Origin of the sequence: Stenotrophomonas maltophilia group sp. Smal17, from assembly GCF_030237045.1 — a bacterium.
GTDB lineage: Bacteria > Pseudomonadota > Gammaproteobacteria > Xanthomonadales > Xanthomonadaceae > Stenotrophomonas > Stenotrophomonas forensis.
Genome location: NZ_JASJSU010000001.1, coordinates 144501 through 164673 on the forward strand (window position 1 = coordinate 144501; position 20173 = coordinate 164673).

The following is a 20173-nucleotide window of genomic DNA, read 5'->3' on the forward strand; positions in this document are numbered from 1 at the left end:
CCCGGAGTCCGTCAGTCGTCGGTGTACAACTCGTGCGACGTATCGTTGTACAGATTGGGATCGTAGCCCGGTGTCTTGCGCAGTTCTGTGAGATCGGTGAAAGGCCACTCGTCCTCGTCAGAGGTATTGGCAGCAGCAGCCCACGCCGCCGCCACGACGCCCAACAACACGAGTGCGAACCAAAAAGCAACGTAGAGCAGCAATCCCACCACAGACAGCTTGACCACCCACACGAGCGCGGTGGCAACGGCCGCCGGCACCCCCTTGGACACCAACCAGTTCGACGCCCGACGTTCGCCGCGCGCGTAGGCGCGCCATCCGCGGCCAAAGGTGCGGCCGAGGCGTTCTGCGGTGCTGATGCGGGTCGTGGTGTTCATGGTCGTCTCCTGCTACAGAGGGATGCCTATTCCAGTTTGGTCCATTTCATTCTGTTTGGGGCTTCAATGTGCTCTCTTGCCGCTTCAGGACGCTTCGTCATCCGGTTCCACCGGCCCGGGATCAGGCTCCACGCCGACGCGATACGTGGCAACGAAGCGCGGCCAGTCCACATGGTCCACCAGGTCGATGTCATCGACAACGCCGACTCTTGCTGCCGCACGCTCGAACAGGGCGATGCTCTTGGCGGGATAGTTGTTGCGCGACGGATAGAGCACCCCGTCGAACAGCGGCTGGCCATCATCGCCGAGCATCGCATGCACCTGGGCGGACACCTGCTGCGTGTGCGTGTAGTCGCGGCTGGCCAACTGTTCCAGGTTCAGGCCGAAGTAACCCGCCATGACACCCTCGGCCGTGAGATCGGCCAAGCGCACGTCGTCCAGGACCCCCACGGCCCGCACGAGCCGGCTCTCGACTTCCTTCAGCGCAATCGAGCGCTTCTCGTCCGCCAGCCACTGGTGCTTGTGAAACACCGACTCCATCAGCGCCGTGGACAGGTCGCGGCCCAGGTAGAGCACGCCGTAGGTCCGCGCCGGGTCGTCGTAGCGATTGGTGCCGCTGCGGCCATAGTACAGCGGGCTGCCCCGATAGACGACGCGGCTCACATGCTGGAGCAGTTCACCCGCATCGATCAAGAACAAGGGCAGTTCGCGGCTCATGGCGGTCTTGCCTCAATGCACCTGGACGCCCAGCACGTTGAACACCGCTTCGGCCACGTCATCGATTGTGCCATGCGTCACCGCATCCACCGGCGAGCGTCCGCCCAAGCCTTCGAGCGGTTCGGATAGTGCGCGGTAGATCGTCCAGTGGTCGATGCCCTCGACCTCTTGAAGCACGGTTTGGGTCAACTGCTGCTTCAGCGGGTCGAGCTGCCAGTCGGGCAGCTTCTGGCCGCGCGGCCCCACATTCAGCGCCAGCAGCCGGCGCGCGAGGATGTCCTTGTAGATCTGCTGGCGCGACTTGTCCGCCAGCTTGGCGTACTCGGGGATCGGCAGGTTGTGCGGCTGGTTGAAGGATTCCAGCAACACGGCGCGGCCTCGCTGGACGTCGGTTTCAGTCGGGGTCCAGCGCGTTTCGGTGCGCAGCGCGGCCGCCTTGCGCGCCAGGGCCTGCTCCACCGTTTCGCCTTCGAGGTTGGCTGGCAGTTTTACCGCCTCCACGCGCTCGTGAATGAACGCCTGCAACTCGGCCGCGAAAGCCGGCGCATCCCGGATTTCAACGGTATCCGCGAAACGGCGCACGTCCTCCACGGTGACGCGCGGCAGACGATCGGCAATGAATTCAATGGCGGTGGGCATGGTCATCTCCCAAGCAGGTTTGAGACAGGATTCACTCTAGTTGCCCTTGTCGCATTTGTCAACTTAGTCGCCTGAGCGAGAGCCTACCTGCCGGGGGTAGCGTCCCCGCAGCATAGGCAGGGGCCAGCGCCAGGTCTCCGTCCAATCCATTCGTGCGGGTTCCACATTGACGCTGGAGACGCAACCCAGGCCCGGCTATACCGAAACGGTTAAAGGCCAAAGGGCCGAAACGGCAAGGGAATGGGGTGCAAGGGGAAAGGCCCTACCTCGAAAAGGCGAAAAGGCCTCCCGGCCGGCCCCCCAGAGGACACCCGCATGCTCTCCCTGTTCCAGCGAAAACGGCCCCCGGTCGCTGCCCCGTCGCCAGCGCCCGCCACCGACCTCCCGAAAGGGTTGCTGCGGCCCGAATCGGCCGCATCGCTGCTGGCAACACCGCGCCGGCAGAAGCTGCTGGAACACATCTGGCAGCGCACGTCGCTGTCGCGGCGGCAGTTCGCCACCCTATACCGCACGCCGCTGGAGCACTACGCCGAGTTGGTCCAACAATTCCCCGCATCGGAAAGCCATCACCACGCTTACCCCGGCGGCATGCTGGATCACGGGTTGGAGATCGTCGCCTATGCGCTCAAGCTGCGGCAGTCCCATCTGCTGCCCATTGGCGGCAGTCCCGAAGACCAGGCGGCGCAGTCTGAAGCCTGGACTGCCGCAGTCGCTTATGCCGCGCTGCTGCACGACATCGGCAAGATCGCCGTCGATCTGCACGTCGAACTGTCCGACGGCTCGCTGTGGCACCCCTGGCACGGCCCGCTGCACCAGCCATACCGCTTCCGCTACCGCGACGATCGGGAATATCGGCTCCACAGCGCCGCGACAGGTTTACTCTACCGTCAACTGCTCGACCGTGATGCCCTGGACTGGCTCAGTGGCTATCCCGACCTGTGGGGACCGCTGCTCTACGTCCTGGCCGGCCAGTACGAGCGCGCCGGCGTGCTGGGCGAACTTGTCGTGCAGGCCGACCGGGCTTCGGTGGCCCAGGAACTGGGCGGCGATCCGGCCCGCGCCATGGCTGCACACAAGCATGCGCTGCAGCGCAAGTTGCTCGACGGGCTGCGCTACCTGCTCAAGGAACAGTTGAAGCTGAACCAGCCGGAAGCCTCCGATGGCTGGATCACCGAGGATGCCTTGTGGCTGGTAAGCAAGACGGTCTCGGACAAGCTGCGTGCGCACCTGCTGTCACTAGGCGTCGACGGCATCCCCGCGAGCAACACCGCCGTCTTCAACGTGCTGCAGGATCACGGCATGTTGCAACCGACGCCGGACGGCAAGGCGGTCTGGCGCGCGACCGTGACCAGCACGACTGGCTGGTCCCACTCATTCACCCTGCTGCGTCTCGCTCCCGCGCTGATTTGGGAGTCTGGAGAGCGGCCAGCGCCCTTCGCAGGGGCAGTGGCAATCGACGGGACACCGGCACCCAACAATGCCGATGCCTTGGTGCCCTCGCCGGCAATGACGGCAAAGCCAGCCACCGACGATCAAGAGTCCCTTCCATGGGAGGGCGTCGACGCCGCGACTCCGGTTCACTTGCCTGCCGCACAAGCCGCACCCGATGTCATGGAGGACCTGCTGGCGATGGTAGGAATCGGCGATTTGCTTGTTCCCCAACAGGATGCGGAAGCCGTCTCGGGCGACGCACCCGCCGCTGGCCCTCAAACGCCACCGCCAACCTCGATGGTGCCCGTGCCGTCATCAGCGCCGGTGCCCACGTCCTCGTCGGCGCAGCCATCGGGCGAGCACTTCATGGCGTGGCTGAAACAAGGTATCGCTACCCGCCGGCTGGTCATCAACGACGCGAAGGCGCTCGTGCATACGGTGGGCGACACGGCCTACCTGGTCAGCCCCGGGGTATTCCAACGCTACGCACAAGAACACCCCCAGGTCGGGACTCTCGCCAAGCAGGAGAACCAGCAGGATTGGCAATGGGTACAAAAGCGCTTCGAGCGCCTGCAACTGCATCGCAAAAAGCCCAGGGGCCTGAACATCTGGACGTGCGATGTCACAGGCCCCAGGAAGTCCCGCCGCCTGTATGGCTATCTATTGCACGATGTTCGGCTCCTGTTCGCAGAGCCACCACCGAACAATCCTTACTTGTCACTTCTCGCGTAACCGGCGGCTCAAGAGCCGTCCAAAAATGCGACGCGGCGGACCAATCCGCAACGGCGCGAATCAGAACGTCGATATCGCTTGACCTCAAGTTTTGAGGCTTTGTAATGCCGCCGAGGTCGGTTTGCGCGCGCGTTCTGCGACGAGACGAGAAGCCGACAACCAACGGGATTCGATCTCTGCCGCATCTGTCGCTCATGGTCTTGCGCTGCCAAGAAAGCAGCGTCAGGGGACAGCGTGCAGCGCGATCGCGCTCGCTTCATTCGCTTTACGACCTGACCACGGAACCTGTTCAGATGACGACTTCCAGCTCCGACCCTCGCGGCGTGCGCCTGCTTTGGATACTGATCTCCCTCAGCGCGATGGCGCTCGCAGGTTGTAAAGAGAACGCCGGAGCTGGCGCCGGAGGCCATCCACCGCCGCCGCAAGTCAGCGTCGCGCAGGTCGAGATCAAGCCCATCACGTAATGGGACGAATACAACGGACGCATCGAAGCCATCGAGAGCGTCGAGCTGCGCCCACGGGTGTCTGGCTACGTCGAGCGGGTCGCCTATCGCGAAGGAGACGAGGTCAAGAAGGGCGATGTGCTCTTCATGATCGATGCCCGAAGCTACCGCGCGGAACTGGCCCGGGCCCAGGCGCAATTGACCCGGGCGCGCAGCGAAGCCGGCCGCAGCAGAAGCGAGGCGCAACGTGCCAAGGTGCTGGTCGAGCAGCAGGCTGTCTCCACCGAGGCCTGGGAGCAGCGCCGCGCCGCTGACGAGTCCGCGCAGGCTGAGGTGCAGGCCGCGCAGGCTGCGGTGGAGACGGCGCAGTTGAACCTGGAGAGGACCCAAGTGCGCTCGCCCATCAACGGGCGCGCCAGCCGTGCCCGCTTTACCGCAGGCAACCTGGTGGCCGCCAGCGATGCAGCCAGTGTGCTAACCACCATCGTGTTCCAGGACAGGGTCTATACCTACTTTGAGGCCGATGAGAAGGCGTTCCTGCGCTACTCGCGCATGGCGCGCAAGGGAGAGCGCCCCAGCGAGCGAGGCGGCCAGCTGCCGGTCCAGATCGCCCTGGCGGACAAGGCGGACTTCTCTCACACCGGCACGGTGGACTTCCTCGACAACCAGGTGGACCGGGGCAGCGGCACGATCGCCGTGCGCGCGGTGCTGGACAACAAGGATCGCGTTTTCACGCCGGGCCTCTATACCCGCGTGCGACTGGTCGGCAGCGGCGAATTCTCGGCCGTGTTGATCGACGACAAGGCGGTGCTGACCGACCACGACCGTAACTACGTCTACATCGTAGACAAGGATGGACTGGCGCAGCGACGTGATGTGAAACTGGGTGGCAGTTCCCATTGGCTGCGCATCGTGCGAGGGGGGCTGGCGGCGGGCGACCGCGTGATCGTCAACGGCGCGCAGAAGGTGTTCTTGCCGGGCATGCCTGTGCAGGCCACGGCGGTGCCCATGGTGGCTGCTGCGGCGCCCGCGTCCGCCACCAAATGAAGCACCACGCCGGAGCGCGCCACCGATCGGACGTATCACACAACGAGCGGCGCGGCGCGCTTCCCCCTGGACTCCTTTCAAGGTATTAGCCCATGGACCTCTCCAAGTTCTTCATGGACAGGCCGATCTTCGCGGCTGTGCTGTCGATCGTCATCTTCGTCTCGGGCCTGCTCGCGATCCCGGCGCTGCCGATCAGCGAATATCCCAAGGTCGTGGTGCGCGCCGTGTATCCGGGCGCCAACCCCAAGGTGATTGCCGAGACCGTGGCGACACCCCTGGAGGAGCAGATCAACGGCGTCGAAGGCATGATGTACATCAAGTCTGTCGCCGGCTCCGACGGCGTGCTGGTGACCACGGTCACCTTCCGTTCTGGCATCAACGCCGATGACGCGACGGTGCGGGTACAAAACCGCGTCGCCCAGGCTCAGGCCCGGCTGCCCGCGATGTGGTGCGCCAGGGCATCACCGTCCAAAAGCAGTCCCCCGCCTTCCTGATGGTGGTGCACCTGACATCGCCCGATAAGCAGTACGACACGCTGTACCTTCGCAACTACGCCCGGCTGCACGTCAAGGACAGTTGCACATCGAGCCGCGCAAGACCGACAACGAGTAGTCCTGTCCCAAGCAGTCGGGCGTCCCGGCGTGCCGCCGTCGCGCTGTCGTGCTGCGCATTGAGCCTCGCTGCGCGAGTCTCGCCCCTGTCGGGCTTCCATCGCTGGCGCCTCCGGCCCGGCTCGCTGATCCGTGCCTGCGCGCTCCGCTTGCCGAAAACCGGCGTGCGTGGGTGGCGTGAGGGGGCGGTCTTGCTGTGTCCCTTCGCCGACGACCACGCCGCGCAGGAAGCCACGTTCTATGGTGCGCCGGAATGGCAGCGCAGCCCGTCCAAGCTGCGCGAGCGCCTGACCGAGCGCGAAATCGACGCCGCGCACGCGCTGGTGCGCTTCGTCGGGCTGGACGCCTACCGGCAGGCAGGCGGCGGCATCCGCCGCGACCTGTTCGCGGAAGGCGATGCCGGAACCTACCTCACCGATACCGCAGTGCTGGAAACGCTCGTGCGCGACAAGCTGGCAACGCTGGCCGAGGACGTGCGCGCCGAGGGCTGGGCATGGGTGGAGGCCGTGCCGCATCTGGCCTACGAGGAACGGCAGGCGTTCCAGAACGCCCCGCGCCACCGCCGCGAGCCGACCACCCGCGAGGCCCGCCGCATCGCCTCGCTGGAAACCCGCCTCGAAAAGATCGACGCCGAACTGGAAGAAGCCTGCGACGCCGAGGACGAGGCCAAGGCCGAGAAGCTGGAACAGCGGCGCGATCAGGTGGTCGGAGAACTGCAAGACGCGGAGAATGCCTTGCAAGGCTACGCCCCCGAAGTGCGCGAGGTGGCCGGTGCCATCGTCACCATCGACCGCAACGGCGAGGCTGTTATTCATCGCGGCCTGCTGCGCGAAGCCGAGGCCAAGGCGCTGCGCACGCTGGAAAAGCTGCGGCGCGGCTTCGGCAGCACCGAAGGCGAAGCCGCCAACGAGGAGCACGAGGACGCCGACGACCCGCCCAAGGCCGCGAGCCTGTCCGACCAGCTGGCGCAGCGGTTGAGCGCCCACCGCACGGCGGCGCTGCAAATCGAAGTGGCCCGGCATCCGCACGTCGCGCTGGCCGCGCTGGTGCATGGCATGGTGCAGAAGGTTTTGCAGGACAGCTACCACGGCCACGACCTGCCGCTGGGCGTGAGCCTGAAAGTGCAAGACCGGCTGGAAGGCATGGCCCCGGACTGGCCGGAGTCGCCCGCCGCTGTGGCGCTGCGCGAACTGCAACAGGTAGCCGGGGAAGCCTTGCCGGAGGACAGCGCCGAACTGTTCGCCGCGCTGCTGGCGAAGTCGCAAGACGAACTGGTGCGGCTGCTGGCCGTGTGCGTGGCTTCCACGGTGGACGTGGTGACGCCCCGTGCCACGCCGCACCAGCCCGGCGCAGAACTGGCGCAGGCCGTGGGCCTCGACATGGCCGCATGGTGGAAGCCGACCGCAGAAGGCTACTTCAAGCACGTTTCCAAGGCCGTGATTCTGGATGCCGTGGGCGCGTTTGCACCGGAATTCGTCACCCGGCTGACGAAGCTCAAGAAGGCCGACATTGCCAGCGAGGCCGAGCGGCTGGCCGATGGCACCGGCTGGATGCCCGCCATCTTCAAGGCCGAAGGCCCGCAGGAGGCCGCGCAGGAAGAAGGCCCGGAGCAGGACGCCCCGGAGGATACCGAGGCAATGGCGGATGAACCCGCCGAGGCACTGGCCGCTTGACCCGCGCCGAAGGCAAGCGCCCCGGCCTCGACCGGGGCGCTTCGCTTTGTGTGGTGGCGCATCGAGACGAAGGAATAACCGCGATCAGCACCGCGCCCAGGCCGTTCCGCCCTGGGCGCGGTGGACGCGAAATCCGGGTGCGACAGTGGCCGCGCCCGGTGTTCAAGGCCAATAGCCGAATTAAAACGCCGCCGCCTTCGCGCTGGCTCAGGCGGCGGCGTTGAAGGCATCGCTGTAGTGCGCGATGCCTTCCGGCACTGTCCCATGCAGGGCCAGCGCCATGAAATAGCCGGGCGGCACGCCCGGCAGTTGCAAGCCCGCATGGGCCTGGAAGCCAAAGCGCGTGTAGTACGTTGGATCTCCCAGCAGCACGCAGCCTGCGGCCTGCATAGCCCGCAGTTCAGACAGCGCCTGTTCCATCAGGCGCGAACCGATGCCTCGCCCCTGCCTTGGCGGCAGGACGGAGATCGGCCCCAACCCATACCAGCCCTCGGTCTTTCGCCTGTGCTCATGGGTGATCGTTACTGGCGACAGCGCGACGTGACCGACGACGCGCCCATGTTCTTCGGCCACGATGGAAAGCGTCAGTTCGTTGGCGGCACGCAAGGCGCGCACGATGAATTGCTCGGTGTGGCTGGTGTGTGGTGCATCAGCGAAGGCGGCGGTCGTGACCGCTTCGATGGCGGCAATGTCGTCGGCGGTTTCGTGTCGGAGCTGGATGGTCAGGGTGTGCCACATGAGATTCAGACGCCCATCGCCATGACCCAGCCCACCAGCCCGGCTAACAGCACCACGAGCGCCGGCGGCACGCGCCCCACCGTCAGCAGTCCGAACGAGAGCAGCGCCAGCCCAAAATCCGCCTTGCTGTGGATGGCACTCGTCCATACCGGGTCATAGAGGGCGGACACCAGAATACCGACCACGCCGGCGTTGATGCCGGCCATGGCCGTCTGGATGCCCGCGCGGTGGCGCAGCCCTTCCCAGAACGGCAGTGCACCGACCAGCATGAAAAAAGCGGGGAGGAAGATCGTGCCCAGGAGTGCCAGCCCGCCGATCCAGCCATGCAGCGGTCCGTGGGCGACCGCGCCGAGGTAGGCCGAGAAAGTGAACAGCGGCCCCGGCACGGCCTGCGCCGCACCGTAGCCGGCCAGGAAGTCGGCATTGCTCACGACGCCGCTGGGCACCACCGAGGCCTGCAGCAGCGGCAGCACAACGTGTCCACCGCCGAAGACCAGTGCACCGGAGCGGTACACCCCTTCCAGCAGGGCTATCGTGGACGAGTCCGTGGCTGCCGCCCACAGGGGCAGCCCGACGAGCGGTGCGGCAAACAGCAGCAGCGCCACGATGCCCAGCTTGCGCGAGACGGGGTAGCTGTGGGCGTGGCCGCCGCCGGGTTGCGCGATCTTCAATGTCCACCAGCCCAGCAGCCCTGCCACCGCGATGGCGGCAAGCTGTCCCGCGGCCGAGGGCAGGACCATGGTCAGCAGCGCCGCCAGAATGGCCAGCGCGGCGCGCGGCCGGTCCGGGCACAACGACTTGGCCATCCCCCAGACCGCTTGCGCCACGATGGCCACGGCGACGACCTTGAGCCCGTGCACCCAGCCGGACTGGGCCAGCCCCTGGTACTCGGCGATGCCAAAGGCGAACAGGATCAGCGCAATCGCCGATGGCAAGGTGAATCCGGCCCAGGCCGCCAGCAGCCCCAGCCAGCCCGCGCGGCCCAACCCCAGCGCCATACCGACCTGGCTGCTGGCCGGCCCCGGCAGGAACTGGCACAGGGCGACCAGATCGGAGTAGCTGCGGTCATCCAGCCAGCGGCGACGCTCGACGAACTCCGAGCGGAAATAGCCCAGATGCGCGATCGGCCCGCCGAAGGAGGTCAGCCCCAGCTTGAGGAAGGCGCCGAAGACTTCGACGGGTGAGCCGCGCGCGGCAGCGGCCTCATGCTGCAAGGTGTTGGTGGAATCTGTCATTTGTGCATCGCCTCCCCGGTGAACTCCCGGATGCGGTCCTTGGCCAGCGCCAAGCCTTCCTTGCCCTTGGGCGTGATCGTGTAGAGCTTGCGCACGGTGCGCCCTTCACGCTCCTGGCGGGAGACGAGGTAGCCGTCGCGCTCCATCTTGTGCAGCATCGGGTACAGCGTTCCGGGGGAGAGGCGGTAGCCGTGGTGGGCCAGCTCGTCGATCATCCATTGCCCGTAGATCTCCTGCTCGGCTGCGTGGTGCAGCACATGCAGGCGGATCAGCCCCGACAGCAGGTCGTGGTGCTCCATGGCACGTGGAGTAGGTTTCTCTTTCATATCGAATATCGATAACGAAATTCGATAATACCAGCCTCACTTCAGATTGCCTGCCGCTTGTGCGGGAGGTCTCAGACCCTGCGACCCTCCGCATCCACCACGGCTTCGCCGTCTTCCTTGCGGAACGCGCCGCGCTGCGGCTGCGGCAGGATGTCCAGCACGGCCTCTGAGGGCCGGCACAGGCGCGTGCCCAGCGGGGTCACCACGATGGGCCGGTTGATGAGGATGGGGTGCTGGAGCATGAAGCCAATCAACTGCTCGTCACCCCACTTCGGGTCATCGAGGCCCAATTCCGCATAGGGCGTACCCTTCTCACGCAGCACGGCGCGCATTGGCGCGCCCATGTCCGTGATCAGGCGTTGCAGCGTTTCGCGGTCAGGCGGTGTCTTCAGGTATTCGATAACGTTCGGCTCTTCGCCGCTGTTGCGGATCAGAGCCAGCACGTTGCGCGACGTGCCGCAGGTGGGGTTGTGGTAAATGGTGATGTTGCTCATGAGTCGTGTCTTGGTTATCCGCGGGCAGGGTTCGGGCCGCACTCATACCAGCCCTTGCTTTGGTTGACGATCCGAACGACCAGTAGCATGACTGGCACCTCGATCAGCACGCCGACCACGGTGGCCAGCGCGGCGCCGGACTGGAAGCCGAACAGGCTGATGGCGGCGGCTACGGCAAGCTCGAAGAAGTTGCTGGCGCCGATCAGCGCCGAAGGACAAGCGATGCTGTGCTGCTCGCCCGCCTTGCGGTTGAGCCAGTAGGCCAGGCCGGAGTTGAAGAACACCTGGATCAGGATCGGAACGGCCAGCATGGCGATGACCAGTGGCTGGCGGATGATGGCCTCGCCCTGGAAGGCGAACAGCAGCACCAGCGTGAGCAGCAGCGCCGCGATGGACAGCGGCCCGATGCGCTCCAGCGCCCGGTCGAAGGCGGCTTGGCCCTTGCTCAGCAGGGCGCGGCGCCAGAACTGGGCCAGGATGACGGGAATCACGATGTACAGGCCGACCGATACCAGCAGCGTGGCCCACGGCACCGTGATGGACGATAGGCCCAGCAGCAGGCCGACGATGGGCGCGAAGGCGAACACCATGATGGTGTCGTTCAGCGCGACCTGCGACAGCGTGAACACAGGATCGCCCCCGGTCAGCCGGCTCCAGACGAACACCATGGCTGTGCAAGGTGCGGCGGCCAGCAAGATCAGGCCCGCGACATAGCTGTCGAGCTGGTCGGCGGGGAGCCACTGCGCGAAGACCTGGCGGATGAAGATCCACGCCAGCAACGCCATCGAGAATGGTTTGACGGCCCAGTTGATGAACAGCGTCACGCCGATGCCGCGCCAGTGCTGCTTGACCTGGCCGAGAGCGCCGAAGTCCACCTTGAGCAGCATGGGAATGATCATCACCCAGATCAGCAGGCCCACGGGCAGGTTGACCTGAGCCACTTCCGTGCGGCCGATGGCCTGGAACACGCCCGGCGCGAACTGGCCGAGCGCGATACCGGCGACGATGCACAGCAGCACCCACACGCTCAGGTAGCGCTCGAAGACGCTCATGGTGGGGGCGGCCGGCACGCGGCCGGCCGTTTGGGTTCCAACACTCATCGCGCCAACCTCACTTCGTACCAATGCTGCGCAGCTCGTGCTGCAGCGACATGGCATCCAGGCGCTGAATCGGCAGCGACAGGAACAATTCGATGCGTCGGCGCAGCGTCAGCGCCGCATCCGTGAACGCCTTGCGCTTCTGCTCGTCGGTGCCTTCAACGGCTGCAGGATCAGGCACACCCCAATGCGCCGACATCGGGCGCCCCGGCCACACGGGGCAGACCTCGCCGGCGGCGTTGTCGCAGACCGTGAAGATGAAATCCAGCTCCGGCGCACCGGGCGCCGCGAACTCGTCCCAGTTCTTGCTGCGGTAGCCGGCGGTCGGCATGTGCAGCCGCTCCAGCGTGGCGAGCGCCAGTGGGTGGACTTCGCCCTTGGGGTGGCTGCCCGCCGAGTAGGCGCGAAAGCGCCCCTGGCCCAATTCATTGAGGATGCCTTCGGCCAGGATGGAGCGGGCCGAGTTACCCGTGCAGATGAACAGGGCGTTGTAGGTCTTGTCGGTGGTCATGGGTATCTCACATCAGCAGCAGGAGGAAGCCGGCTTCACCGCAACGCCCACCGGCTTGCCGCGCACCGGGGTACAGCACGCTGCGGCGGAAGTCGCTGCAGGCGCCGCTTCGTTAAAGACCGGAATGTTGCCCAGCGTGTGGAAGTGCTCCCAGGCCACGCCCTGCGGATCGGTGATCCAGTGCTTCTCGCTGCGCGCGTAGCAGCAGGTCGTGGTGCCCTCGTCCAGCAGCGTCATGTCGGCCGCCTCGGCGCGGGCCTTCAGCACCGCCAATTCCTCGGCATCGTCGGTCTGGATACCCAGGTGGTCGATGCCCGGCTTGTTGCCACGTGTGGAGATGGCGAAGTTGACCGGCGGGTCTTCGAGCATCCATTTGGCGTAGTCGCCTTCGACGCGCGCGGGCTGCGCGGCGAACAGTTGGGAATAGAAGCCGATGCTGCGGTTCAGGTCATCGACGTGCAGGTGGACGTGAAAGCGCTTCATGGGGGTGATCCTTTCAGCAGGAAGTACAGGCAGAGGAGGATTCGGTGACCTCGCACGCGCCGCCCTGGCAGCAGTGCTCGGTCAGATAGCCGAGCAGCCCATTCATCTGGGTGAAGTCGGCGCGGTAGATCAGGTTGCGGCCCTGCTGCTCGATGGTGACCAGGCCGGCATGGGCCAGTTCTTTCAGGTGGAAGGACAGGGAGTTGCGGGCCACGTCGAGCTGGTCGGCGAGGACGCTGGGTGTCAGCCCTTCGGGGCCGGCGACCACCAGGGCGCGGAACACGCGCAGCCGCTGGGTATGGGCCAGGGCGCCGAGGGCGGAAATGGCTTGGGTCTCGTTCATGATTCGATAATACAACATTTATTGAATCATTGGCAAAACGCTTCAATTGAATGGAGCCTGCGCGCTTGCGAGGCTTGACTTTCAAGACAGTTGCTCACGCCTTCGCGCCTGCGGCGCTGCGCGCTTCGCTTGCCTCCAGGGGAAAGCCCTGCGGGCTATCCCCGCCGCGCGATGCTTGGCGCCCCTCGATGCCGCCGAACCGGCTGCGCCGGATCGGCCCGGCCAGCGCCCCGCCGCGATGGACGGGACGCTGGCGAACACGCTGGCGCTTGCTGCGGCAGGTTGTGCAGGTGCGTGCCGTCCTCAACGCGGTTCAGGGACAACCCGCCCGGCATCGCTATGGAGCTTCCACGCCACGCCTCAAGACCGGCGCTGCAAGGCATGGCGGGGCGTTCTCGCCTGTCGTTGTGGGGTTGACCTGGCCCGCGTCAGCGGGCGAGTCGGAGAAGCCTTCGGGCGGGGTGCAGTGGTCAAGTTTTAGTGGACACCTGCATAGGTAGTTTTGGCGGTTGGCTGCGTTCATATGCAGCCGGCGCCTGATAGCAGTACCTTGATCTTGATCAATAAGACTCTCTGTACCCAGCTACGGGTACATATACCCGCGCAACGAACCAGCAGACCAACTTCCAACTCACCTCAGGGGCTCAGCGCACACAGCCAGGTCTGCGCGCGATCGAGGCGCCGAGCAGGCAGACGTTCGGCACTGACCGCTGAGGCTATCGACGATCGGTGACCGGATCACGACCGAGCAAAGGCCCCCGCGCGCGGTGTGGACGTAGCGATGGGATACACAAGCGCATGATGTCGGCGCCTGCCGCTAGGACTGGGCACGTGGCAGTCACGGAGAAAAAATGTCCCGCTCGCGTAGCAACGTGGCCGGCCGGGTAGATCCCAGAATCAGGCAAAGAGATACGCCAGTTGGCTGGACGGACCGCAGCGCCCTCGGACTACTGCCGCAGATGGGGCAATACCAAGTCAAACCTGGTGACAAGCTCACTGGAGGTCACGGCAACGGAGCCACCATGTGCCTCCGCAATCGATTTCACGATGGCAAGGCCAAGACCGGCGCCCGCCGTATTTCGTTGCCGTGCCGGATCAACTCGGTAGAAGCGGTTGAAGAGCTTTGGTAGATCGCGCTCAGGAATTCTCTCACCGGGATTGACCACACTGATCGTTGTCCACTGCTCGTCCTGCGAAAGCAAGACCGTGATGCTCTTGCCGCGAGGCGTGTGTCGAATTGCATTCGAGAGAAGATTGTTCAGCGCCCGGGTGAGCATTTCCCGATCCGCCGCTATGCTGCCGATCGCCCCTTTAACACCAAGCGTAATGCCGCTATCTTCTGCCAGCGCCTCGAAATAGTCGAACAGACTCCGCACCAATTCGGACAGATCAATGGTAGACAGACGCAAGTTGCGGGGATCATTTTCCGTTTGGGCAAGAAACAGCATGTCACCAATCATGCGTCCCATCCGATCAAACTCTTCCAAATTTGAATAGAGGATTTCTCTGTATTCCTCGTTGCTGCGCGGCTGGCCAAGCGCCACGTGAGTCTGCGTGACCAGGTTGGTGACGGGCGTGCGCAACTCGTGCGCGATGTCTGCGGAAAAGTGTGATAGCCGGGTGAAGCCTTCCTCGATTCTCGCCAACATATCGTTGAAGGCGAATACCAGTTCCGCCAGTTCGATCGGCACATCCCGAGGATCCAGCCTCACATCCAGCTTTGAAGAGCGAATCGCCCGAATCTCTTCATTGACCTTGCGAATCGGCAGGTGGCCCCACTGCACCGCCAGCCAAGCCACACCGAGCGCCAGGCACATGACCAAGCCGGTTGCCCACCAGAGCATGCGCTTGAACTCCGCCAGGAAGTCGAGATGAAAGCCGATGTCCATGGCAGCGACGATGCGGTAGCCGGGCGCCGCTGAATCGTCAGCAGGCAGTTGCAGCACCACACCTCGATATGACCTCTGATCCTCCTGCCACACGATCAAATCGTCAGCGGTGATGCGGTTGACCAACTTTTTGCTACTGGCAAGTTTAGACAGGTCAGGACCGGGCGTGGCATAGATGCTATTGCCAGCCCCATCGTAGACGCCGTACGTCATCCCATGATGTCCTGCGACTGCGTTGGCCAAGTGTTGCTTCAGTTCGTCGCTTGCGATGTCACTTGCAAGCTGGTGCAAGGGCTGAGCCAAAGCGGTTGTCACTGCCTCCAGTTCGTGGGCATCCTGTTGAGCAAAGTGGTGCTCCAACGACCGGAGAATGACCCAATTGAACACAAGAAACACCAAGGTCGTGGCGATACCAACGAGGGCCGTGACCCTCAATGCAAGCGACGCTGGACGGCTTTGCCGCGGCTTATGGCGCAGGGGCATCATCGGGCGCATCGAGCGTGTATCCCATTCCACGCACGGTGTGGATGAGCTTCGGATTGAACGCATCGTCTATCTTCGCGCGTAGACGGCGGATGGCTACATCGATGACGTTGCTGTCGCTGTCGAAATTCATGTCCCATACCTGCGACGCGATCAGAGACCGTGGAAGGACCTCCCCCTGGCGACGGGCCAGGAGCTCAAGCAACGCGAACTCCTTGCTGGTGAGATTGATGCGTTGGCCAGCGCGCGTTGCGCGCCGGCGCGCCAAGTCCAGCACCAAATCGGCAACCTGGATGCGATCAGGCTGGCTCGGAGCGCTTCCGCGTCGCAGCAGCGTCCGCACCCGCGCCAGCAACTCAGAGAACGCGAATGGCTTGACGAGGTAGTCGTCCGCTCCCAGTTCCAATCCCTTGACACGGTCGTCTACACCGCCACGCGCCGTCAGAAAGAGCACAGGGACCTGTTTACCGGCATCTCGAAGGGCACGCACGATGCGCCAGCCATCGACATCCGGCAGCATGACATCCAAGACCACCAGATCGTATGTCTCGCCCATGGCCAGGTGGTGTCCGTCCAATCCGTTGCGCGCCAGATCCACGACGAATCCCGCCTCCATGAGACCTTGGCGGACGTAATCCGCCGTCTTGTTCTCGTCTTCAACGACCAGCAGTTTCATCGCATGTCCCATGAAATCGCTACGGCGCGGAAAAATAGCCGCTCACGATGTACGCATTCATCCACTTTCAATCAGCAATTTACTGGTTGCCAGCTTCCACGAACATGACACGAACATTACATGAATGTAATTCAGGGGTCATTCGATGGAAAGTGCCCAACCCATAGCATGACCTGCATTGCGTCGAACTGTGCCGCTCAGGATGCGGTGGCGTTTAGAACGACTTCCGAGTCATCTATGGAGGATTTCAGGCCATGCCGCCTCGTTCACCCTTTTTTATCGTGCCCACACAGGGCCTTTCTCGTCGGCGTTTCGTCCAAGGGTTAGCCGCCGGCGGCGTTCTCGCTGGGCTGTCCACGCCGGCGTTCAAGGCATTTGCCCAGCAAGGCTCCGCGACGCGCGGTGCCGCCCCTGTGCTGAAGGGCACCGAGTTCGACTTGGTGATCGCCGAATCGCCCGTGAACTTCACGGGCAAGCCAGGCGTGGCTACGACCATCAACGGCTCGCTGCCGGCACCGACATTGCGTTGGCGCGAGGGTGACACCGTCACAATCCGTGTAACCAACAAGCTGCGTGAAGCCACATCCATTCACTGGCACGGGATCATCCTGCCGTATCAGATGGATGGCGTGCCGGGCATCAGCTTCAATGGCATCGCTCCCGGCGAGACCTTCACGTACCGCTTCAAGGTTCAGCAGAGCGGCTCCTACTGGTACCACTCGCACTCCGGCTTCCAGGAACTCACGGGCATGTACGGGGCGATCATCATCGACCCCGCTGGCGCCGAGACCATCCACGCCGACCGTGACCACGTGCTGCTGTTCTCGGATTGGACCGACGAAGACCCGATGCGGGTGTTCACCAAGCTCAAGTCCCAAAGCGACTATTACAACTACAACCAACCTACCGTCTTCGACTTCTTCCGGGACGCCTCGCGCGAAGGCACGGCCGCTGCGATCGACAAGCGCAAGATGTGGAACGAGATGCGGATGAATCCGACGGATCTCGCAGATCTGTCTGCCGCCACGCTGACCTATCTGGCCAACGGCGTCACCCCCGCCGGCAATTGGACGGCGCTGTTCCGACCGGGTGAGCGCGTGCGGCTGCGCATGGTCAACGGTGCGGGCAACACCTTCTACGACGTACGCATTCCAGGACTGAAACTCACGGTGGTGCACGTCGATGGTGTTGACGTGGAGCCGGTGACCGTCGATGAGTTCCGATTCGGTCCTGGCGAAACCGTCGACGTGATCGTCCAGCCACGGGATGACGCTTACACGATCTTCGCCCAGGCGATGGACCGGACAGGCTACGCGCGTGCCACGCTGGCCGTGCGTGAAGGTCTTCAAGCTCCCGTGCCTGCCCTCGATCCGGTCGAATGGCTGACCATGAACGACATGATGGGCGGCATGATGGGGGGCATGGACCATGGCGGGTCCGGCCAGGCCATGGAGATGACCGGGATGACGGGCATGACGGGCATGACCGGGATGACCGGGATGGGCTCGGGTTCGATGTCCGGGATGGATCATGGGGCGATGGCAGGCATGAATCACGGCGCCATGAACCACGGTGGCATGGCGATGGATCACAGCCAACACGCCGCGGCGGCGGGGGGACTGGCCGTGCCCAGCACTACTGCTCGCCACGCTCGCACCGAGTATGGTGCCAGCACGGACATGCGCGTTGACATGGCGCGCACCAACCTCGATGACCCCGGCATCGGACTGCGCAACAACGGTCGGCGCGTGTTGACCCTCGCGGATCTGCATACCCCGTCGGGGCCGCTGGACAAGAGAGGCCCCGGCCGGGAGGTCGAACTGCACCTCACGGGCAACATGGAACGCTACGCATGGTCCCTGGACGGGCTGGAGTTCGGAAAGTCCACGCCGGTGCACTTCAAACACGGCGAGCGGCTGCGGGTCATTCTGCACAACGACACCATGATGACCCATCCCATGCACCTGCACGGCATGTGGAGCGAGCTGGAAAGCCCCGACGGTCGCTTCCTTGCGCGCCGCCACACCCTGCCGGTGCAGCCGGCACAACGCATCAGCTTCCTGGTGACAGCCGACGCGCTCGGCCGCTGGGCGTGGCACTGCCACCTGATGTTCCACATGGATGCCGGCATGTTCCGCGAAGTCGTGGTGTCTTGAACCCAGCGCACAAGGAAGACCAAGAATGTCCAAAGCACTCCCCACTCGCGCACTGGCCACGACGCTTCTGGCCCTGGTAAGCGTCGCCGCCCAGGCACAAGCACAGAACGACCATGCAGCGCACGGCCAGGCCGACGCTCAAACGGCCGCGCCATCCACTCAGACCGTGGCTCCTGCCGCCGACCCGCACGCGGGTCACGCGACGTCGGCGAGCGGCTCGACCGCGGCCCCGGCCATGGATCACGGCAACATGCAGATGCAGGGCGGGTCGGCGCCTCCTGACGCCCGCGATCCGCATGGCTACTCCAATGGCCTGACATTGGGATCGGGCGACTACGCCGTACCCGGTGTGCCGCGGCTGATGCTGGCCGACGAACACAGGTTCTTTTCGTTGCGCGGCGAAACTCTGGAACGCCGCTTCACGCGCAAAGGAGACGACTCCACGGCCTACGACCTCCAGGCGTGGTATGGGACGACCTACAACAAGGCCGTCGTGAAGGCCGAAGGCGATATCGCCAAAGGAAAGCTCGAAGAATCGCGTACCGAGCTTCTCTGGGGGCACGCCGTCGCACCGTACTGGGACACCCAGCTCGGCGTTCGGGTGGATAACGGGGAAGGCCCGAGCCGTCAATGGTTGGCTTTCGGCATCCAGGGCCTCGCCCCCTACTGGTTCGAGCTGGAGGCGACGGGCTACGTGGGAAGTGGTGGACGTACGGCGCTGCGTGTCGAAGGCAGCTACGAGCTGCTGCTGACCCAGCGACTGATTCTGGAGCCTCGCGCCGAGTTGCAGTTTTATGGCAAGGACGACCCGGAACGCGGTATCGGCAAGGGCCTGGCCGAAGCGTCTGCTGGCTTGCGCCTGCGCTATGAATTCAGTCGCCAGTTCGCCCCCTATATCGGCGTGGAACGGGCGGGCAGCTTCGGACGCACCGCGGACTATGTGCGTGCCGAAGGCGGCCGTGCGCAGCAGACGCGCTGGGTGGCTGGCGTGCGATTCTGGTTCTAGAACCTAGCGGGTTTGATCATCTGATGAGAGGCGATCCATGAACATGCACTACGACAGAAGCCAGGGCAAAGTGCCGAGACGCCAGGCATTGATCGCTGGCTTGTTGGTGATGGCACTCGCAGGACCGAGCCTGGCGCAGAGCCGACCGATTGCCAAGGTCTGGAAGGACCCGAGCTGCGGATGCTGCAAGGACTGGGTCTCACACCTGCAAGGCGCAGGCTTCGATGTGCAGGTTCTCGACACCGGGAACACCGCAGCGCGCACGCGGCTGGGCATCCCGCAGAAGTACGGTTCTTGCCACACGGCGCAGATCGGCGGCTATGCCATCGAGGGTCATGTGCCTGCCTCGGACATTCAACGCTTGCTGCGCGAAGCCCCGCAGGCCATCGGCCTCGCGGCGCCCGGCATGCCGGTCGGTTCGCCCGGCATGGATGGTCCGGCCTATGGTGGACGCAAGGACGCCTACGACGTGCTGCTGATTGGGAAAAACGGTAGCAGCACGGTCTATCAGTCGCATCGCTGACCATCCATCAACCCTTCTCCGTGGAGATATGCCATGCAGCATCAGCACACACAGACCCCCAGCGATCGCCCCCGGTTCTGGCGATCGCGCTACGGCGTGGCGTTCCTCATCATCGCCGCTGTCGCCGCGTATTTCCTGCTCAAGGAGCATACGGCACATGTTGCCGGCTATCTCCCCTTCCTGCTGCTGGCGGCTTGTCCGCTGATGCACCTGTTCATGCACCGTGGTCACGGCCACGGCGGACACGATCATGCCGCGCGTCAGGGTAAGGAAGGTGCCGCAGCCTCCAAGGAGCAGAAGCAATGAGTCGAGGCACTCGCACCGTGCGAGCACGCGACGCCGCGCTTGTCTCCTTGCGCGCCTGCGGCCTGCTGCGATCACCAGACACCAAAGGTTAACGGCGGAGGGCACTTGTCACTATGAATTCACCCAGCAAGTCTTCAGGACATGAGCACGCAGGCATGGCGGCGGGTGCCACAACGTCCGGCCCGCATACGCACCACCATCACGCCAGCCATGCTGGAAGTGACGACGCGGGCGGGT

The 20173-nt window shown here is 64.4% G+C and carries 18 protein-coding genes and 3 pseudogenes; 8 read left to right on the forward strand and 13 right to left on the reverse strand.

Annotated features, from left to right (window positions below):
* Positions 1-11 precede the first annotated feature (11 nt).
* The 3 genes from QRO93_RS00805 to QRO93_RS00815 all read right to left on the reverse strand — a co-directional run bounded on the left by QRO93_RS00805 (position 12) and on the right by QRO93_RS00815 (position 1733).
* Positions 12-377 (reverse strand): DUF3742 family protein, encoded by a 366-nt coding sequence (locus QRO93_RS00805; protein WP_003090216.1) that lies wholly within the window; start codon positions 375-377, stop codon positions 12-14.
* An 84-nt stretch (positions 378-461) separates the two neighbouring features.
* Positions 462-1094: an RES family NAD+ phosphorylase gene (locus tag QRO93_RS00810; protein ID WP_003090219.1), complete on the reverse strand. Its 633-nt coding sequence runs from the start codon at positions 1092-1094 to the stop codon at positions 462-464.
* Between the two features lie 12 nt (positions 1095-1106).
* Positions 1107-1733, reverse strand: a complete 627-nt coding sequence (locus QRO93_RS00815; protein WP_285303904.1) for an integrase — start codon at positions 1731-1733, stop codon at positions 1107-1109.
* Between the two features lie 315 nt (positions 1734-2048).
* Here QRO93_RS00815 and mobH point away from each other — a divergent pair, with 315 nt between their 5' ends.
* From mobH to QRO93_RS00835, 4 genes and pseudogenes are all read left to right on the forward strand, one after another.
* The gene (gene mobH, locus QRO93_RS00820) at positions 2049-3896 is read left to right on the forward strand and encodes a MobH family relaxase (protein WP_003109768.1); all 1848 of its coding nucleotides are present in this window, start codon (positions 2049-2051) and stop codon (positions 3894-3896) included.
* Between the two features lie 293 nt (positions 3897-4189).
* Positions 4190-5386, forward strand: a pseudogene (locus QRO93_RS00825) (efflux RND transporter periplasmic adaptor subunit).
* Positions 5387-5478: 92 nt separating this feature from the next.
* Positions 5479-5960 (forward strand): annotated as a pseudogene (locus tag QRO93_RS00830) (efflux RND transporter permease subunit); the annotation flags it as partial.
* A gap of 243 nt (positions 5961-6203) precedes the next feature.
* Positions 6204-7670: pseudogene (locus QRO93_RS00835) on the forward strand (chromosome partitioning protein ParB); the annotation flags it as partial.
* A gap of 207 nt (positions 7671-7877) precedes the next feature.
* On the opposite strand, the gene QRO93_RS00840 reads toward QRO93_RS00835, so the two are convergent.
* The 10 genes from QRO93_RS00840 to QRO93_RS00885 form a co-directional block, all read right to left on the reverse strand.
* Positions 7878-8408: a GNAT family N-acetyltransferase gene (locus tag QRO93_RS00840; RefSeq protein WP_003107230.1), complete on the reverse strand. Its 531-nt coding sequence runs from the start codon at positions 8406-8408 to the stop codon at positions 7878-7880.
* Between the two features lie 5 nt (positions 8409-8413).
* Positions 8414-9643: a chromate efflux transporter gene (chrA, locus tag QRO93_RS00845; protein ID WP_003107233.1), complete on the reverse strand. Its 1230-nt coding sequence runs from the start codon at positions 9641-9643 to the stop codon at positions 8414-8416.
* Complete coding sequence (locus QRO93_RS00850; protein ID WP_003107234.1) at positions 9640-9942, reverse strand: PadR family transcriptional regulator; 303 nt, start codon at positions 9940-9942, stop codon at positions 9640-9642. The genes chrA and QRO93_RS00850 overlap by 4 nt, the downstream gene beginning before the upstream one ends.
* Before the next feature lie 98 nt (positions 9943-10040).
* Positions 10041-10463 (reverse strand): arsenate reductase (glutaredoxin), encoded by a 423-nt coding sequence (gene arsC / locus QRO93_RS00855; RefSeq protein ID WP_003107236.1) that lies wholly within the window; start codon positions 10461-10463, stop codon positions 10041-10043.
* Between the two features lie 14 nt (positions 10464-10477).
* A complete protein-coding gene (gene arsB, locus QRO93_RS00860) occupies positions 10478-11563 on the reverse strand; it encodes an ACR3 family arsenite efflux transporter (RefSeq protein WP_003109696.1) in 1086 nt (361 codons plus the stop codon).
* A 10-nt stretch (positions 11564-11573) separates the two neighbouring features.
* Positions 11574-12071, reverse strand: coding sequence for an arsenate reductase ArsC (locus QRO93_RS00865; RefSeq protein WP_003107241.1), 498 nt, complete (start codon positions 12069-12071; stop codon positions 11574-11576).
* Between the two features lie 12 nt (positions 12072-12083).
* Positions 12084-12554 carry an ArsI/CadI family heavy metal resistance metalloenzyme gene (locus tag QRO93_RS00870; RefSeq protein WP_003107243.1) on the reverse strand — a complete coding sequence of 157 codons (471 nt, stop codon included), beginning with the start codon at positions 12552-12554 and terminating at the stop codon, positions 12084-12086.
* Positions 12555-12567: 13 nt separating this feature from the next.
* Positions 12568-12897, reverse strand: a complete 330-nt coding sequence (locus tag QRO93_RS00875) for a helix-turn-helix transcriptional regulator (protein ID WP_003116799.1) — start codon at positions 12895-12897, stop codon at positions 12568-12570.
* A gap of 947 nt (positions 12898-13844) precedes the next feature.
* Positions 13845-15281 (reverse strand): Cu(+)/Ag(+) sensor histidine kinase, encoded by a 1437-nt coding sequence (locus QRO93_RS00880; protein WP_003097498.1) that lies wholly within the window; start codon positions 15279-15281, stop codon positions 13845-13847.
* Positions 15253-15945: a heavy metal response regulator transcription factor gene (locus tag QRO93_RS00885; protein ID WP_003097513.1), complete on the reverse strand. Its 693-nt coding sequence runs from the start codon at positions 15943-15945 to the stop codon at positions 15253-15255. Before QRO93_RS00885 ends, QRO93_RS00880 begins: the two co-directional genes overlap by 29 nt.
* Before the next feature lie 254 nt (positions 15946-16199).
* Between QRO93_RS00885 and QRO93_RS00890 the strand changes: the two genes are divergently transcribed.
* From QRO93_RS00890 to QRO93_RS00905, 4 genes are read left to right on the forward strand one after another with little or no spacing between them, the layout of a single operon-like run.
* The gene (locus tag QRO93_RS00890) at positions 16200-18101 is read left to right on the forward strand and encodes a copper resistance system multicopper oxidase (protein ID WP_003097515.1); all 1902 of its coding nucleotides are present in this window, start codon (positions 16200-16202) and stop codon (positions 18099-18101) included.
* A 25-nt stretch (positions 18102-18126) separates the two neighbouring features.
* Positions 18127-19107 carry a copper resistance protein B gene (locus QRO93_RS00895; protein WP_005408883.1) on the forward strand — a complete coding sequence of 327 codons (981 nt, stop codon included), beginning with the start codon at positions 18127-18129 and terminating at the stop codon, positions 19105-19107.
* 37 nt (positions 19108-19144) lie between these two features.
* Positions 19145-19630, forward strand: coding sequence for a DUF411 domain-containing protein (locus QRO93_RS00900; RefSeq protein WP_003090303.1), 486 nt, complete (start codon positions 19145-19147; stop codon positions 19628-19630).
* A 33-nt stretch (positions 19631-19663) separates the two neighbouring features.
* Positions 19664-19936, forward strand: coding sequence for a DUF2933 domain-containing protein (locus tag QRO93_RS00905; protein WP_003097518.1), 273 nt, complete (start codon positions 19664-19666; stop codon positions 19934-19936).
* The last annotated feature ends 237 nt before the right edge of the window (positions 19937-20173 follow it).